We start from the raw sequence: 17,569 nt of genomic DNA, 5'->3' as shown, positions 1-17,569 counted from the left end.
TTAGGTACTTAGGTGCAAAAGTATCTTGTGAATTTTGTCAGGAAGCAAAGATAAATAATCATTCAGAAATGAGCAATAAACAAATGCAAGCTATAGTACCCGTTCTTCGTTTATTATTTGCAGGTGTTTGCTTTGAATATTTTCGTGCGTAGCCCATATTGTAATGGGGTGAAAAGCGTCAACCCACATTAGAATAAAATCAGTCGTTTGTTTCTTTAGTTCATCATCAAGCCCCGTGAGAGGTTCGTCTAATAATAGTACGTCGGCTTGTGCAGCAAGGGCACGTGCCAGATTAACCCGTTGTTGCTGGCCACCGCTAAGTTGGTGCGGATATTTATTTGCATGCTCCGACAATGAGAGTGCATTGAGCAAATACTCTGATATATTACTTGCATCCTGCTTTGCTGATTTTCTGTCGAAAATATAGCAAATATTTTCTTGTACCGTAAGCCAAGGGATAAGCCGTATATCCTGAAACGAGTAGGAGAGGCGGTATGATTCAGGATAACTTATCTCTCCGCTGTATTCCTTATCAAGTCCGGCAATCATTCTTAATAAGGTGGTTTTTCCCCTGCCCGATTCTCCTTTTATGCAATACACGGGATTGGAAATAAATATTTTATTGTAACAATGGAATAAAGTTTTTTCATCAAATACTTTGGTAAGATTTCTTATTTCAATTTTCTTATCATGAGTGTTTGCGGGTAAATCTTCTATAGATACGCTCTGAGGTTGTGGCAATTTCCTTTTCCAATTTATTTTACGAATGATATTTAAAAGCAGTTCGAACAAATAACTTACCCCAATAGCTACCACGGTCCATGCCATAAGTTTAGGTACTTGTATAAATGCCTGAGCCTCTTTCATTCCTGTGCCAATACCATGTATAGGTTGCGCCAGTGCTTCGCCAATAATGATGGCACGCCATCCGAAGCCCGATGCAGTTTTTAATGCATCATATATCATGTTTTTAGAAGAGGGAAGATATATGGTGAAAAAACGCTTAAAACTGCTCTTCCCGAATAAAGCAGCCATTTCTACCAGCTTTTTATCGGTATGGCTTAGAGCTGTCAGTACATTCTGATGTAGAATAGGAAAAATAGTGACAATGGCTATAAACACAGGTAACTGCGGGGGCGAAAACCACAATAGTGCAAGCAACACAAATGATATGACCGGAACAGAACGAAATATCACTACAATGGGATTGAAGAACGCACGTAAAAAAGGTGAGAAGGCAGCTAAAGTGCCCGTTGCAGAAGCTAAAACGAAAGCTGCTGATATCCCTGCCAGTCCGCGCAGAATGGTGGTAGATATTGCTAAATAAAAAGATTGTGATGTGAAAAGCAGTAAAAACTCCCTTATCAGTATTCCCAGCGATGGAAAGATAGCCGGATAGTTAATTTTCCAAGCCGCAAATTCCCATGCCGAAGCAATAAAAACAATAGATAAAAGTGTGGCGATTATCTTTTTTCGTCTCATTATCTTTTATTGCTTATATTGAATACCTGTATGGTTTTAATTTGAAATGTCTAAAACAAGAAACTTATAACTTTTTTTACTGATACGGTTGGTAAATAAAGTCGTTGCCCGGTATTTTTCCGCCGATAGATTCAGGATTGTGGGTGTAAAAAACGTTCAGATAACTGTACAACTCACGGAATAGGGCAAATGCAGCCACATATTGTATGTTGCATAGCTCGATAGATTTAGCTGCAATTTCGATACTGGTTGTAATTTTATTCTTGACCATCAATTCGGCCGCGGTTTCGGGATTCTCATTCACAAAGTTGCAACTGTTGACATACGCATCATTTATCTTTGATATTAAGTGAGGATGATGTTTTGCAAACTTATCGCTTACGAGGAAAGCTGATTGTACAAACGAATTGTTTCCGGTGTCTTCCGTGTAGCGTTGAGGCGTTAATTTCCTTACAATGCGAATATCAGGATTCTGGTCGAGAAGCATGCTTACATAAGGCTCTGATATAACGGCGGTTTTCACTTCTCCCGCTATAAATGCCTGTGTCAGTTCCACATTACTGTTGAAACGGTAATCTATAGAATTACAATTTACATTTTCCTGTTTTAGGATATGCTGAGTAAGTATATCGGCGGTCAGTCCCCTGCCAAAAACAGCAACATCCTTGCTTGTAAGGTCGTTCAAAGTACGTATATCTTCATCATTTGTAAGCATGTACAATGTTCCCCAGATGGGGCATGCTACCATGCGGTATTTTACTCCTTTGTTGTAGAGGTTTGCGGCCATTACGGTAGGGATAACAGCAAAATCCAACTCATTCCTCATCATCATGGCCTGAATTTGTGCCGGTTCGTCCTTGACAATTATTTTCACTTTTTTGTTGTCGACAAAGTGTTCTTTGTCAATCATTTTGATAAAGCTGACTGCGGACGGACCTTCCAGCACTCCTATGGTAATTGTTTCTTGTACGGATTTTTTTGTGCATGAGACGTAGCACAACGAAAATACAATAACAAGCACGAAACAGAATATTTTGGCTTGTAGATTTTTCATGTAATTTGATAATTAAAATAGTATAACCAAATAAACAAACATATCAGACCTGTATTCAGGCATTTAGCTCATAGTGCCTATAGGTGCAAAGATACATTTTTCTCTATTATTAACGATGAAATAAGTAAATAATTGTCAAAATATATATATTTGTAGCATAATACCTTTAAATAGGTAATAAAAAGTATTGTAAGTTTAAAATACATCCTAAAAACACAGTCCTATACAGCTAAAAATGTTAATCGCCTTATGCAAAATATAGTCCAAATTTTATTTTATGTCATAATTGGCATATTGGTGCTCGACTTTGTTTTTGAGCGCTATCTGTCAGTTCTCAACATCCGGTATTCAAAAAATACGCTTCCAGCTGTACTACAGGATATTTACCCACCGGAAAAGTATGCAAGGCAACAAGAATATTTCCGTACCAATACCCGCTTTGGCATGCTGACAAGTACTGTCAGTTTTGTCGTTACGATATTGATGTATAGTCTGGGAGGCTTTGGGTGGCTCGACCATATTCTTAGTAATTATATTGATAACGAAATATGGCTGTCGATTGTTTTTTTCGGGCTTATATTTTTTGTGAGCGACTTTCTGCTTATTCCTTTTCAGTGGTATGATACTTTTGTAATTGAGCAAAAGTTCGGTTTCAATAAGGCAACTCCTAAAATCTTTGTGTTAGATAAGTTGAAAAGTTATTTGATAACTGTGGTGTTGGGAGGTGGATTGCTTTACCTTATTATATGGATATATACACTTACTCCTCAATACTTTTGGCTGATAGCTTTTGGGGTGATAATGGCGTTCAGCTTGTTTATGTCTATGTTTTATTCCGAAATAATAGTTCCCCTTTTCAATAAGCAAACCCCTCTTCACGAAGGCGAGTTGAGAGACGAAATAGAGAAATTTGCCAACAAGGCAGGTTTCAAACTGAATAATATCTATGTAATAGATGGCTCGAAACGCTCGACGAAGGCAAACGCCTATTTTACCGGATTCGGCGCAAAAAAACGGATTGTACTGTATGATACGTTGATAGAAAAAATGAGTGCGGAAGAGATTGTGGCAGTATTATCGCACGAGATTGGGCATTACAAGCACAAACATACGTTGATAAATTTTCTGCTTAATATACCATATATGTTGCTGTTGTTTTTCTTTTTCGGATACGTGTTGCAAAGCGATGTTTTTGCTCAGGCGTTGGGAGGAACTGCAGCTTCTTTTCATCTGAACGCATTAGCTTTCTCTATATTATATTCGCCGGTTTCTTTTGTTTTGGATATTGGGATGAATGTATTGTCGAGGAAGTTCGAGTATCAAGCCGATGGTTATACAGCTAAATTGGGCTACGGCAAACAACTGATTATGGCATTGAAAAAATTGTCGGCCGACTCGTTGAGTAATTTAACTCCCCATCCTTTGTACGTGTTTTTCTATTATTCGCATCCTACTTTGTATCAGCGTATTCTGAATATAGATAAAACAAAGCTTGAGCCTGAAAGCAAAGAATAATTCAGTTTGCCGAATGAGCTATTGCGAAATGAATTTAAATGCTATAGTAAAATACTTTCAAATATCTAATTTTATACTCTAAATACAATTGTGTCTACTGTGTTTTTTTAAGTCGTATTATTATCGTAAAAAAATAAACTATGCTGTTAGGAATAATGGGTGCCATGCCCGAAGAGATGGAAAAAGTAATAGCCGCGATTACCGAGAAAGAAATTATCGAACGGGGTAGCAGGCTATATTACCGGGGTAAACTGTTTGGGCAGGATGTTGTAGCCGTATTTTCCCGTTGGGGCAAGGTGGCGGCGGCAGCTACGGTTGTAAACCTGATACTGGAGTTTAAAGTAGACCGCATTGTTTTTACAGGTATTGCAGGAGCTATTTCGCCGGAGTTGAACATTGGCGATATTGTAATAGGCGAAAGGCTGTACCAGCACGATATGGATGCACGCCCGTTGATGCGTCGCTTTGAGATTCCGCTTACCGGAAAAACGTCTTACGAAACACCAACGGAGAATGTAAGGCTGATGAGTCAGGCAGTACACAATTTTCTGAAAAACAACGCCGATTTCCGCAAAGAACTTACCAAGCATAATATCTACAACCTGAAGTTGGTGGTAGGCGATATAGCGAGTGGAGACTTATTTATATCGAGTGTGGATATGAAACAGGCCATATCAAGCAACCTGCCTTCGGTAGTATGCGCCGAAATGGAAGGGGCGGCTGTGGCGCAGGTGTGCGATGATTACGGTATCCCGTTGGTAGTTGTACGTATTATTTCCGACCAGTCGGATGGCGAGATACATTTGCTCGAAAGCGGCTTTGTAAATCATCAGGCAGGTTATTATTCGCTTGGCATCTTGAAAGAGTATATTGACTTGATTAGATGAAGTTAGCTACAAGCTACAAAAAAGATTTTAGAACCGGGAGCCGAGAATCAAGACTGATTACAAATCAGATGGAACAGAGCTAAATTTGGGGTAATGATGCCAAAGAAGTTAGATGAAATTTGTTTCATCTAACTTCTTAAATATGTGTCTAATTGCAGAATAATCAGGTGATTACGATTGAGTAAATGCACCTTTTCTTACATTATTCCCATTTTTAAATCCGCCGAATTAGCATCTCATCAGATTTGTTTTGTGTAAGCCCTTCTGCGTTTATGCATTATTTTTTCAAAGTACTCAAAATTAGCCTGATTTTTCGAGTTATCTTCAAGTATCGAAGTTGTTTCCGCATGTTTTACCCCATATTGGTTGAAGTATTTTATCTGGTCGTAAAAGAATATTGAATTTACACCTTTGTTTTGATAATCGGGACGAACAGCAATAAGAAGCAGGTCGAAATCGGAGAATTTTTTCGCTCTGAGTGCTTTCAGTACGTGGATAAAGCCAAACGGGAATAATTTACCTTTGCATTTGCGCAGTGCGTGCGATATATCGGGCATACCTACGCCCACACCTACAATTTCGTTCTCCTCATTAGTTATCATTGTTGCAAAATCGTAATTCAACAATGGGAAGTACATTTTTGAATAATACTTTTTTTGTTTTTCAGTTAGCGGAGAATAGTTGTAGAGTGGCTTATATGCTTCGTCAACAACATCAAAGAAAGAATAACCAAATTTTTTGACAAGCTCTTTTCCTGACCGTATCTTGTCTACCTTAAGTTTATATTTATCCAAAACAACCTTGGCTATACGCTCCAGTCGTTCGGGCACCTCGTCGGGGGGGTAAATCCGGTATTCAATCCAATCGCTTTCTTTATCAAGCCCGTATGCTTCAAAATGTTTGATATAATAAGGATAGTTGTAGAGGCTTGCCATTGGCGAATTGTACTCAAAACCTTCGAGCAGTAAGCCCTGATGGTCAAAATCGGTAAATCCTACAGGCCCGTTAATACATTCCATTCCTTTCGATTTTCCCCATGCTGCCACTTTATCAAGTAGGGCAGAAGATACTTCCATGTCGTCGATGAAATCGAACCAGCCAAAACGGGCCTTTTTTACTTTCCAGTTTTCGTTAGCCTGACGGTTGATGATTCCTGCTATCCTGCCTGCAATCTTACCATCCTTATAAGCAAGGTAATATATAGATTCACAAATTTCGAAAGCAGGATTTTTTTTAGGATTGAGTGTGTTTAATTCATCAAATTCGAGTTGGGGGCAAAAATATGAGTTTCCTTCATATAGTTTATTGCCGAATCGTACGAATTTTTTCAAATCTTTTCGAGTACGTACCTCTTTTATTTCTATAGACATGTGTTTGTAGATTTATTGTTTTTGTTTCTCTCAATGTTTCACATAGGTATTATGAAAAAAAATTGAAAGTATTTTACAAAGTATGCTGACTTGAAAAGTCAGATTTTAATAACCGCAGGTCGTTGACCTGCGGAAGAGAACAAGCCATAAATCCTGTCTGAAAGGCAGGACTGAATATTCTTGTCTTGCCTTTCAGGCAAAGTATAATTAGGGTGTCTGTTGCCGCAAGCTACGCTTTCGCTTGCATGCGGTATCCGATACATCGGACTGTTCCATATGCAAATACTGCCTTTCAGGCAAATGCATACTTTGTAAAACACATCCAAAAATTTTTCTTGTTTCAAAAAAACTCACAAAGATAATATTTTATAGTGAATGATAATAAAAGTTAATATTTAAAATTCACCATTTCAGCAAACGATTATGTAAGCCGCTTTTCATTTTTTTTATGAATGGTTAGGATAAAATCTTGTATGTGGTTGAAAATTAGGTGAATAAAATTGATTCTTATTTAACGAGTTGATATTCAGTGTATTGTATTTGTGCGTATATACAAATATGTATACCTTTTGTAATATTGGATATGCTGATTTTTAGTTGGTAGCCGGGGGAGTCGCCGAATAACTAAATTTCACTATATTTGCATGTATAAGGAGGTACTAAAACAATGGAAATACGTACGGTAAATGTAACACGGTATATCACGCCTTTGCGCGAGGGGGGCTCTTTGCCCGCTTTGGCCGAGGCTGATGATGGATTCAAATATGTAGTTAAGTTCAGAGGTTCCGGACACGGTACAAAAGCGCTTATCTCTGAGCTTATCGGTGGGTTAACTGCCAAAGTGCTCGGCTTCAGGATTCCTGAGCTTGTGTTTATAAACTTAGACGAGGCATTCGGACAGTCGGAGGGTGATGAAGAAATACAAGACCTCCTACAAGGGAGCAGAGGGCTGAACATGGGATTACATTTTTTATCAGGAGCCTTTACTTACGACCCGGTGACAACAACGGTAGATGAAAAGCTTGCATCGCAAATAGTCTGGATGGATGCGTTTCTGACCAATGTAGACAGGACGGTGAAAAATACGAATATGCTTGTTTGGAACCGCCAGTTGTGGTTAATAGATCATGGCTCTACACTATATTTTCATCATACGTGGGACAATTGGCAGAAGCAAGCCTTAAGCCCTTTTGCTATGGTGAAAGACCATGTGCTATTGCCCTTTGCGTCGAAACTGGATGAGGTAGATGCCGAATTCAAGCAAATTTTGAGTAAAGAAAAAATAGCTGAAATTGTAAATCGTATTCCCGACGACTGGTTGAATTGGACTGAAGGTAGCGAAACTTCGCAAGATTTGCGCGATGTGTATTTGCAGTTTTTGACTATGCGTATAGATAACTCCATGTTGTATGTAAAAGAAGCTCAAGATGCAAGGAAAGCACTTATATGAATATGCTACAATTCGTGTTTTGCCCAAGGTGGAGCGCGAAGAGTTTGTCAATGTGGGGGTTATCTTGTTTTCGAAGAAAGCCAAATTCATTAAAATGCTTTACCACGTGGACGAAAGCAAACTGAATGTTTTTTCAAAAGAATGGGATTTTGATTTGTTGTACTCTATTTTGGATTCGTTCCGGAAAATAGCAAATGGGGAAAAAGAGGGTGGTGTTATCGCCTCGTTTGACATCCCGGAGCGTTTCCGGTGGCTCACGGCAGTGAGGAGCTCTTGTATACAGACATCACGTCCGCATCCGGGCTTCTCCGATAACTTAGAGGAAACAACCCAAAAGCTTTTTGAAGAATTGGTTTTGTAAATTGTAATAATATGGTAACACAAACCGAATTTTCATTACAGGCTCGCCATCGTGGTTTTCATTTGATAACCGACGAAATAATAAAGAATCTGCCGCCTTTGCCCGAAAAAGGGTTGTTGCACTTGTTCGTAAAACATACCTCCTGTGGTCTTACTATCAACGAAAATGCTGACCCGGATGTACAGACGGATATGGGGCGTATTTTCGACCGTTTGGTGAAAGAGTGCGAACCGTATTACGAACACACGCTCGAAGGTGATGACGATATGCCTGCACATGCCAAGTCTACCCTCACTGGAGTAAGCCTCACTATACCCATTACAAATCATCGGCTTAATATGGGTACATGGCAGGGAATTTATCTTTGCGAGTTCAGAAACAGGGGAGGAGGCCGTAAAGTTGTAGCTACAATAATAGGAGAATAGGGGAATATGATAAACATAGTCATATCGAATCAGATTAGGGAAAAATGTCCTGATTTTAAATTGGCCGTTATTGAGTGTAAAGTGAGAAATACACCTACAAGCAATGAGTTGTGGGATGAGATTGAAAGAGAAGGCACGAAAATCATATCTGAGTATAAGCTTGAGGATATCAATAAGCGAAATGCAATAAGTGCCACACGCAAAGTGTATAAGCTTTTGGGGAAAGATCCGAACCGTTATCGTCCCTCGGCTGAGGCGCTTTGCCGTCGAATTGTAAGGGGGCTTCCGTTGTATAAGGTAAGTACATTGGTAGATATTATAAATCTGGTTTCTATCCGGAGCGGGTTTTCTATTGGTGGTTTTGATATGGATAAAATTCGAGGTAATCTTGTTTTGGGAGTTGGAACTGCGGACGATGATTTTGAGGGAATAGGTCGTGGGCTGCTGAATATAGAGGGCTTGCCTGTTTACCGAGATTCTATAGGGGGTATAGGTACTCCTACCAGCGATAATGAACGGACAAAAATATCTGATAGTACAACAAACTTGCTTGTGCTTATCAATGGATATAGTGGCGAAACGGGGCTACAAGAAGCTGTTGATTTTTCTAAAATACTGTTGGAGAGGTATGCTTTCTTGAAAAAATTTACAATAGAGATAATATAAAAATATTTTGACCCGGGTTTATTTTTAATTATTTTTGATGTTTCTAATAGCTTTAAGCGGTGTGTCAATCCGTTCAATTGATATCTTTGCATGCCGGTCGGGAATAATTTATTAACATTAATGAAACGATTATTAATCAGTATTTTTATATTTATTCAAGCTCTTTTTACATTTGCATACGATATACATATAGATTCGGTAACGACCGCTCCGGCAAATTGTGGTAACGATGGTAGTATCACGGTGTATTTAGGAGGAATTGATATTGCGCTATTAGAGCAGGTGATATATAGTACCGATAATAAATCGAGTTCGATGAACACCATCCCGGGGCTGTTTCCGGGAACTTATAATGTGACGGTTTCTGGATTCATAGGAGGTACGTCTGTTATACTCGATACTACTGCTGTGGTAGGAGGTACAACATCCTACGTGTCGCTTAATACGCGACTGCTTAGTACAAGAGATGCTATGCCATCTATGGCCACCGGAAAAGTAACTTTTAGCATAACACAGGGAAAACTGCCTTATACCGTAGAAGTCCGGGAAGGAAATGTACTGGTAGCTACTGAAACTTTTACCGAGGTCCAATCCGAATATGTATTGGAAAATCTTTCGGCAGGCAGCTATGAGGTAAACGTAAGCGATGGATGCAGCAACTCGTATTATGCAGTAGAAGTGGTAACTCTGAATCCTCCGTTCGATTGTGGCGAAATTTTCATGTATCCTACGCAACCTTCCGGCACGATTTGTATTTCGATGTTCTCCTCTTTATCTTTAAATGAGTATTATTCAGAACATCAGGCTGGTACTAAGGTATGGTGGGAGTATAGCTATTCGTTCGATGGGGGAGCGTTTACGTCGTGGGCTGATATACCGCAAGATGGTAAAATCTATGATAATATATCTACAACCTATTGCGATGTGTGGGAAAAAGAATACACGGTAAGGGTACGTGTGAAAAATGAAAACGAACCAAATGGACAGGCTGTTTGTACCCAAAAACTAATTATTGCGAAGCCTTATGCGTCATTTCAGCAAAAAAAATCTCTTTATGACACCGGTTGTATAAAGGACACTTTTATTGTTTTTAGCGCTTCCGGAACTTACTATCATCCGCCGTTGAGCATGACGGTAACTAACATAACGGAAAATGCAATACTTTACAATGGAGTTTATACCGACGATATCCTAATACAAATAACAGGTGGGATGATAGGAGACACGCTTCGTGCTGTTTTTGAAGATGAGAAAGCCTGCATCTTTGACAGGGAGGTGATTCTGATTCCACGTTCGTTTGATTATTGGTATTCTTCAAATACTTCGTCTCCTTGTTCCGAGAATTTTGTGGGTGTCAATTTTAAACATTACAATGTGATTAAAGCATCTGAACCCTTTTCAGAATATCCTCCGGCTGGAACTGTAGTTGAACTCATCGAGGCGCCAGACCCTCAGCTCTGTTTCAAAGCCAGTTACAACCGCGATGCCAAAACATGGAATGTAAACTCAGTAGGAAGATTGAATGTTGTTACCGAGCAAGGAAGAGTAGGGCTGGTTGATACGGTAGCCGATATTACCGATGCCACGTTGCCTTCGGGGCAGTATGCCTTTCGTATATACGATGATTGTGGAATTGATACCATTTTCAGGGAAAATACAGCCTTTTACCGTTACAGAGTCATTCAGCCCCTGAAAATATCTAAATCACAACTCACGTGCGAAGGGGTGGAGTTTTTTCCGGTAAATAAAGTGGAACGTTATCTTCGCACTACTTCGGGATATGCTCAGGGCGAGGATGTCGATACCTATTTTTCTGTTAGTTCTCCCGATGGAGGACGTTATTCTACTTCAGGAGATAATTGGGTAAATAGTAATTCTGTTATTATAAGTCCGCAGCTCAATGAATTTGAACATAAATTTGTTGTAGCTGATCATTACATTGGTGGCTGTCCTGTAAACAATACTGTTACTTTCGACTACAATAAACCTCCTTCCATCAGTTTCAGTAAAGATGGAATTGTAGCATATCGCTGCCCTAGTGGGAATACTACGATTATAGCTGTAGCCGACAGTACTACAGGGGTTAAGCCTTATCAGTTCATACTAAACACCGGTTGGGGAACAGACAATAAGATAATGTCGAACGACACGGGAGTATTTCGCTTTAATACTACTGAAAATAAATTCTCGGTAAAGCTAACCGATGGTTGCAATAAATCGGATGCTGCATATAGCGAAACAAAACAGGATATTTCGTTGCTGAATATCGGGGTCGACGGACTTATAATAGGGAAAAAATATATTTGCCTTGGAGAAAAAAGCTCAATCATATGCCGGCTGAATGCCGGAGTGTGCGAATGGACACGCCCCGATGGACGAGTTGAAACGGGGCGTAAGATTCAGGTATCGTGCGAGGACGAGGATAATCTGGAGATAGGATGGTATCATCTGAAGATAACAGGATTGGATTGCGACGCGTATGACAGTATTTACGTGGATGTGGAGTATCCTTTCTGCGATACAATATACCTTGCTCCTGTTTGCGATTCGGAGTTACCATATCAGTACGATGGTGTCGTCTTTCACTCTGATGGTTTCCACTCCAAACATTGCATAAGCAGGAATGGGTGCGACAGTACAATAGCATATCATCTTACAGTTCATCCCACTTATATGGAAAACAGGATAGAGGTTATTTGCGAATCGGATTTGCCATACGTGTATGCCGATACTACTTTCCACGTCGGCACTCAAACAGGCCTTTATACTTTCTATCGTAAAACAATTAATGGTTGCGATAGTGTAGTGGATTTGGAGTTGATAGTGGGAGAGCTGAAGGAAACCATTTTTCACGATACTATTTTTAAATATGAAGATTACCGGAAACATAATTTTGACTTACCTTCTCAAACAGTAGTTGGTGATTTTACACATGTGCAGAATCTCACAACTATCCTTGGTTGCGATAGTACGGTTACATTGTATCTAACAGTACATCCGATAGTAAAAGTCCGTATAAATCAATATGATTGGGAACTGTGCGGCGATGAAAAGGACTTTGTTATTCAATACGAAATATACGAAGGGCATCCCGATTCCTGTTTTGTACAATTCTCACAAAATGCCATAAGAGCGGGTTTTTATGACTTTACAGATGACAATCCGAATAGGAGCTTTGTTCCGGTTCCGTTGCCAGATAAGGTGCGTTCCGATTATTATTCGCTGAATCTGGTTTTTAAGAATACTTACGGATATATTGACCGGCATGCGATTGATTTTACGGTGCTTTATCCAGCCTCCGTGATGATGCAGATGTGGAATGATGTTTTAGCTCTTAAAAACAGTGCAAATAATGGTGGTTATGAGTTTACAAGCTATCGGTGGTATAAGAACGGATATCCTTTAGCGGGAGAGAATCAATCGTACATATATGCAGGGCCAGACAATATACTTGATATGGCTGCCGAGTATCAGGTCGAGTTGACACGTTTGGACGATGGCGTTATTTTGTTTACCTGTCCGCTCATACCCGAAATGCGGCAGGAGACATCAGTCTATCCTACGCTTGTTTCCAAGTCGCAGAATATTACTGTAAAAGCTGTGACTAAAGGGAATGTAGTTGTTTGGAGTACAGCAGGCGTGAAGCTATCGGAGCAACGGTTAGACGAGGGAGACAACAAGCTGTCATCTCCAACTCAGCCGGGAACATATTTGCTGGATATAAACTTTGACAACGGAGTGAAAAATAAACAATTAATCATTGTGCGATGAAGAGGTTGTTATTTTTATTTTCGCTCATAGCTTGTACCGTGCATACACAGGCGCAAGGTTTGGATTACAGCCATAACCTCATTTTTTGGGGTAATACCGGATATAGCAGTATTATGGCATTGCAGCCCGAAACATCATCGTCGGGGAAGGTAGGAGCGAATATCGGTTTCGGTTATGAGTACCGGTATAAGAGGTTTATGTTGCAGACAGGCTTTGAGGTTCAGCACCTTTCGTCAGTTATGAAGTATGACGAGTTTACACATACTGTGCCAATGCGTGATACCGAAGGGCGGGATTTTGAAGGGATTTTTATTTTTAGAGAAAATAGGGAACAGCAGTATTTCAATAATGTAAGTGTTCCGCTTTTGGTCGGTTTTTCTCATTACGATATTTATTTTCTGATAGGTGGAAAATTTCAGTTCAATTTTAGCAATAAAATGAGAACAGTTTCTACTGTAACTTCGAAAGCTCGGTATGATATGCTTGTGGGGTCGGATGGACAAGGCTTACTGGAGGATATGCCTAATCATGGATTGACAGATACGAAGCGTACTGTAGAAGGCGGCATTAAGATTTCTCCGATATATGTAGCGTCGTTCGAAGTAGGTAAAAATTATAAACCAGCTATGAAAAAGTCTTCGGGTAATGCCCGTTACGAGTATCTCCGTCGGCAAAGAGAGTTTGAAAACAGATTCACCCCCCATATATTCGACCGACATTATTACCGGATTGCTTTTTTCTGCGATTATGGTTTTACCTCTTTGAAAGAAAAGAATCCACCGGGTATAATTATTAATACGGCTACACAACCCAAAGCATATGCTCCGGCGCTCAATCATATGCTTTATGGTACAGATAAAACCCACACCTTGCATGTTGGCGTAAAACTTACTTTACTTTTCCAGTTCAAGGGTGAGTATCCTTGTCATTGTTATTAAAAACGCATCTAAATTTAGCAGTATTATTTGTTTCGTAAAGGTGGTTTTTCTTTAACTTCCTTTACCAATATTTTCTGTATCCTTTTTTGTATTTTTGTAAAGGAAACTTTCGGTTTCCCAACTTTGCAATTGAAGTATAGGCAGTGTTTTTTTGCTGAACAATGATTGTGAAGCCATAATCTGTAAATAATTGAAACATAGATATGCAACCATTAGCGGAACGTCTTCGTCCACAGACGCTCGACGAGTATATAGGTCAGAAACATTTAGTTGGTGAGAAAGCCATCCTCAGGCAGATGATAGAATCGGGGCGTATAGCTTCATTTATTTTATGGGGACCTCCCGGAGTAGGGAAAACAACGCTGGCTAAAATCATTGCCAATAAGCTGGATCGTCCGTTTTATACATTGAGTGCGGTAACTTCGGGGGTAAAAGATGTGCGCGAAGTGATAGAAAAGGCTAAGGCAACACGTTTTTTCAATCAGGGTGGCAATCCTATCCTGTTTATTGATGAAATCCATCGTTTTAGTAAGTCGCAGCAAGATTCGCTATTGGGTGCTGTGGAAAATGGTACGGTAACTCTTATTGGAGCTACGACAGAAAATCCTTCGTTTGAGGTTATTACCCCATTGTTGTCGCGTTGTCAGGTGTATGTTCTCAAGTCGCTGGAAAAAGAAGATTTGCTTGAACTAGCCGAGCGGGCTATAAAGACGGATGTAGAGTTGAAAAAACGAAATATCGTTTTGGACGAAACGGAAGCTATGCTTCGCTTTGCAGGTGGAGATGCCCGAAAACTGCTGAATATATTGGATTTGGTAATTACTGCCGATACTAATGAAACGGTGCACATAACCAACGAGGTGGTGACGGAACGTCTTCAGCAAAATCCAATGGCATACGACAAGGATGGTGAAATACATTACGACATTATTTCTGCGTTTATAAAGTCAATTCGCGGTAGCGACCCCGACGGGGCTATTTATTGGCTGGCACGTATGGTGGCCGGAGGCGAAGACCCTAAGTTCATAGCTCGTCGTTTGGTTATTTTGGCAGCGGAGGATATCGGACTGGCCAATCCCAATGCGTTACTGCTGGCAAATGCTTGTTTCGATGCGCTTCATAAAATAGGGTGGCCTGAGGGGCGGATTATTTTAGCTGAGGCAACCATTTATCTGGCAACTTCGCCTAAGAGCAATTCGGCTTACCTTGCTATCGACGAGGCGATAGGCTTGGTAAATAAAACAGGTAACCTGCCCGTTCCGTTGCATTTGCGCAATGCTCCGACCAAGCTGATGAAAGAGCTGAATTATGGAAAAGATTATAAATATGCACACGATTATAAGAATAACTTTGTAGAGCAGCAGTTTTTACCGGATGATATAAAAAACGAGCGTATTTGGAAAGCGCAGGATAACCCCGCAGAGAAAAAAATAAGTGAAAGAATGAATTTTCTGTGGAAAGACCGTTCGTTCTAAGATGTGTTCGTGGCTAAGAAACTGTTTTAAATTTACCATAAACATCTAAGTTTTTCTGCTTTTATTAGTATTGTTATATGTTTTGTAGTTCCGAAATCAGGTTATATTTTTGCATAGTGAACAATTCTTTTTTTTGATTGTTTTAATTGTTTCGGAAAACAACTAATGCTATGACAAAGACGGTACTACATAAGGCTGATTCGAGGGGAGTTTCGAGCAATGGTTGGATATACGCTAAACATACTTTTTGTTTTGCCGACTATTATAATACAGAGCGCATCCATTTTGGAGCATTGCGTGTGATTAACGACCTGACAATAGCTCCCGGAAAAGGGCTTGATTTTCATTCAAATTCTGATATTGAAATCATTCTACTTACTATAAAGGGCGATGTTATACATCGTGACGATTTGGGCAACGAGGTGGAATTGCAGGAGGGTAGTGTTCAGGTGCTGACAACGGGGTCGGGCTATTCGCATGAAGAAATAAATAAGAATAAAGACCAAAGCGTAAAACTGTTACAAATCTGGATTTTTCCGTTTCAAAAGAATCTGCAGCCTGCTTATAGCTGGAAACAATTTGAAATAGAGGAGGGGAGGAATCAACTGCAATTACTTGTTTCACCCGATAAAGAGGATAATGTTACCCTTATTCAGCAAAATACCCGTTTGTATATTACTAATCTGGACCGGAGAAAATCCTTAACTTACGAACTGAACGATAAAAACAACGGAGTTTATGTTTTGGTAACCAAAGGCAAAGTTGAAGTTGAAGGGTACATACTTGAGGATGAAGATGGCTTAGGGGTATGGGAAACGGGTGCGGTTAGTATTAAGGCAAAATCAGCTTCGCAGGTAATAGTAATCGAAGTGCCTATGGATGCTTATAAATAACAAACACCCATGAGCTGATATAGTATTGTGCTGTATCATCCCGATGGGTGTTCTTATGTGAAAAAATCAAGAATAATCTTTTGACTCCCTCTTACTTGCAAGAGAACAAAATCTGTTCGGCTACGCTGCCTGTCACATTCCCGTTTTCGCCATATGCTACTCCTGCTTTGTTGAATCGTTCTTTTATTGCAGTGATAGTATTTTCGCCTATATTGAGTTCGGATAAGCGTGTAGCGAGTCCTATCGAACGGAAAAGCTCTTCTGTTTTTGCAATAGCCAAATCTATTTTTTCATCGTCGCTACCTGCCGTGATATTGAAAATCCGTTCGGCATATTGAAGCAGTTTACCGTGTTTTTGTTCCTTCAATACACGCAATGTTCCGCCCAGTACTATGGCAAGCGATTGTCCGTGGTCGATACCATGCAGGGCGGTTAGTTCGTGCCCAATCATGTGTGTAACCCAGTCTTGTGTAACTCCCATGCTTATAAAATTGTTTAGAGCCATCGTGGCGGTCAACATGAAATCAGCCATTAGGTCGTAATCGTGTTGGTTTTCTTTTATCTTAGGAGCAATTTCAAGTACTGTAAGCAGAAGCCCTTCGGCCCAGCGATCCATTACGCGCGATTGTCCGGTGGTAGTCATATATTGCTCTATCACATGTACATAAATATCAGCCAGCCCATTTGCAATTTGTTTGGCAGGCAGCGAGTAGGTTACTTCGGGGTCTAAAATAGAAAATTCGGGATAACGGTTGTAGAAAGCATACTTTTCATGTGTTTCTTTACGTGAAATAACTGCTCCGCTATTCATTTCGGAGCCTGTAGCCGGCAGGGTCATTACGGATGCAAACGGGATGCTGTTTTTTGCTTGTCCTTCCAGTACAATATCCCATGCATCGCCTTCGTAAACTATTCCGGCTGCAATTAGTTTTGTGCCATCAAGTACCGAGCCACCTCCTACTGCCAACAGAAAATCAATTCCTTTTTGTTTTCCTTCGTCAATTGCCTTGCGTAGAGTTTCCACAGCAGGGTTTGGCTCTATTCCCCAAAACTCAATATAATTATGGTTTTTCAAAGCTTCTTTTACTTGGTCGTATACACCGTTCTTTTTTACACTTCCACCTCCGAAAGTGACCATGATTTTTTTGTCGAGTGGTATCAGCGACGATAGTTTTGAAATTTGTCCTTTGCCGAAAACAAGTTTCGTGGTATTCTGAAAGATAAAATTTTTCATAACAGTGATTTGTGTTTATTTATTAATTGAATAATTTGGAGTGATGCA

Annotated in this window: 14 protein-coding genes; 10 read left to right on the top strand and 4 right to left on the bottom strand. The window is 39.9% G+C overall.

The features are described 5' to 3' along the window. Positions 1 to 90 precede the first annotated feature (90 nt). Together D0T49_RS04785 and D0T49_RS04780 are read right to left on the bottom strand one after the other, a co-directional pair. Complete coding sequence (locus tag D0T49_RS04785) at positions 91 to 1,482, bottom strand: ATP-binding cassette domain-containing protein (RefSeq protein WP_163629452.1); 1,392 nt, start codon at positions 1,480 to 1,482, stop codon at positions 91 to 93. Between the two features lie 76 nt (positions 1,483 to 1,558). Further along, on the bottom strand, positions 1,559 to 2,536 hold the full coding sequence (locus tag D0T49_RS04780) for an ABC transporter substrate-binding protein (protein WP_163629451.1): 978 nt from the start codon (positions 2,534 to 2,536) through the stop codon (positions 1,559 to 1,561). 249 nt (positions 2,537 to 2,785) lie between these two features. Here D0T49_RS04780 and D0T49_RS04775 point away from each other — a divergent pair, with 249 nt between their 5' ends. After that, entirely contained in the window at positions 2,786 to 4,051 is a 1,266-nt protein-coding gene (locus D0T49_RS04775) for a M48 family metallopeptidase (protein ID WP_163629450.1), read from the top strand. A gap of 140 nt (positions 4,052 to 4,191) precedes the next feature. Beyond that, positions 4,192 to 4,938 carry a 5'-methylthioadenosine/adenosylhomocysteine nucleosidase gene (locus tag D0T49_RS04770; RefSeq protein ID WP_163629449.1) on the top strand — a complete coding sequence of 249 codons (747 nt, stop codon included), beginning with the start codon at positions 4,192 to 4,194 and terminating at the stop codon, positions 4,936 to 4,938. A gap of 239 nt (positions 4,939 to 5,177) precedes the next feature. Here the strand turns inward: D0T49_RS04770 and D0T49_RS04765 are convergent, their stop codons facing one another. Beyond that, positions 5,178 to 6,308, bottom strand: coding sequence for a hypothetical protein (locus tag D0T49_RS04765; protein WP_163629448.1), 1,131 nt, complete (start codon positions 6,306 to 6,308; stop codon positions 5,178 to 5,180). A gap of 667 nt (positions 6,309 to 6,975) precedes the next feature. Between D0T49_RS04765 and D0T49_RS04760 the strand changes: the two genes are divergently transcribed. From D0T49_RS04760 to D0T49_RS04725, 8 genes are all read left to right on the top strand, one after another. Then, positions 6,976 to 7,758 carry a HipA family kinase gene (locus D0T49_RS04760; protein WP_163629447.1) on the top strand — a complete coding sequence of 261 codons (783 nt, stop codon included), beginning with the start codon at positions 6,976 to 6,978 and terminating at the stop codon, positions 7,756 to 7,758. Further along, positions 7,736 to 8,119 carry a DUF3037 domain-containing protein gene (locus tag D0T49_RS04755; protein ID WP_163629446.1) on the top strand — a complete coding sequence of 128 codons (384 nt, stop codon included), beginning with the start codon at positions 7,736 to 7,738 and terminating at the stop codon, positions 8,117 to 8,119. The genes D0T49_RS04760 and D0T49_RS04755 overlap by 23 nt, the downstream gene beginning before the upstream one ends. Positions 8,120 to 8,130: 11 nt before the next feature. Continuing rightward, positions 8,131 to 8,544, top strand: coding sequence for a secondary thiamine-phosphate synthase enzyme YjbQ (locus tag D0T49_RS04750; protein ID WP_163629445.1), 414 nt, complete (start codon positions 8,131 to 8,133; stop codon positions 8,542 to 8,544). A 6-nt stretch (positions 8,545 to 8,550) separates the two neighbouring features. Next, on the top strand, positions 8,551 to 9,210 hold the full coding sequence (locus tag D0T49_RS04745) for a B3/4 domain-containing protein (protein ID WP_163629444.1): 660 nt from the start codon (positions 8,551 to 8,553) through the stop codon (positions 9,208 to 9,210). 120 nt (positions 9,211 to 9,330) lie between these two features. After that, positions 9,331 to 12,981, top strand: a complete 3,651-nt coding sequence (locus D0T49_RS04740; RefSeq protein ID WP_163629443.1) for a T9SS type A sorting domain-containing protein — start codon at positions 9,331 to 9,333, stop codon at positions 12,979 to 12,981. Then, the gene (locus D0T49_RS04735; RefSeq protein ID WP_163629442.1) at positions 12,978 to 13,919 is read left to right on the top strand and encodes a hypothetical protein; all 942 of its coding nucleotides are present in this window, start codon (positions 12,978 to 12,980) and stop codon (positions 13,917 to 13,919) included. The genes D0T49_RS04740 and D0T49_RS04735 overlap by 4 nt, the downstream gene beginning before the upstream one ends. A 203-nt stretch (positions 13,920 to 14,122) precedes the next feature. Further along, on the top strand, positions 14,123 to 15,394 hold the full coding sequence (locus D0T49_RS04730) for a replication-associated recombination protein A (protein ID WP_163629441.1): 1,272 nt from the start codon (positions 14,123 to 14,125) through the stop codon (positions 15,392 to 15,394). Between the two features lie 170 nt (positions 15,395 to 15,564). Then, on the top strand, positions 15,565 to 16,287 hold the full coding sequence (locus D0T49_RS04725) for a pirin family protein (RefSeq protein ID WP_163629440.1): 723 nt from the start codon (positions 15,565 to 15,567) through the stop codon (positions 16,285 to 16,287). 91 nt (positions 16,288 to 16,378) lie between these two features. Here the strand turns inward: D0T49_RS04725 and D0T49_RS04720 are convergent, their stop codons facing one another. Continuing rightward, a complete protein-coding gene (locus D0T49_RS04720; protein WP_163629439.1) occupies positions 16,379 to 17,521 on the bottom strand; it encodes an iron-containing alcohol dehydrogenase in 1,143 nt (380 codons plus the stop codon). Positions 17,522 to 17,569: the final 48 nt, after the last annotated feature.

The sequence above is a fragment of the Paludibacter sp. 221 genome (assembly GCF_010501035.1).
Taxonomy (GTDB): domain Bacteria; phylum Bacteroidota; class Bacteroidia; order Bacteroidales; family Paludibacteraceae; genus QVMH01.
This window is presented reverse-complemented; position numbering and strand designations above follow the sequence as displayed.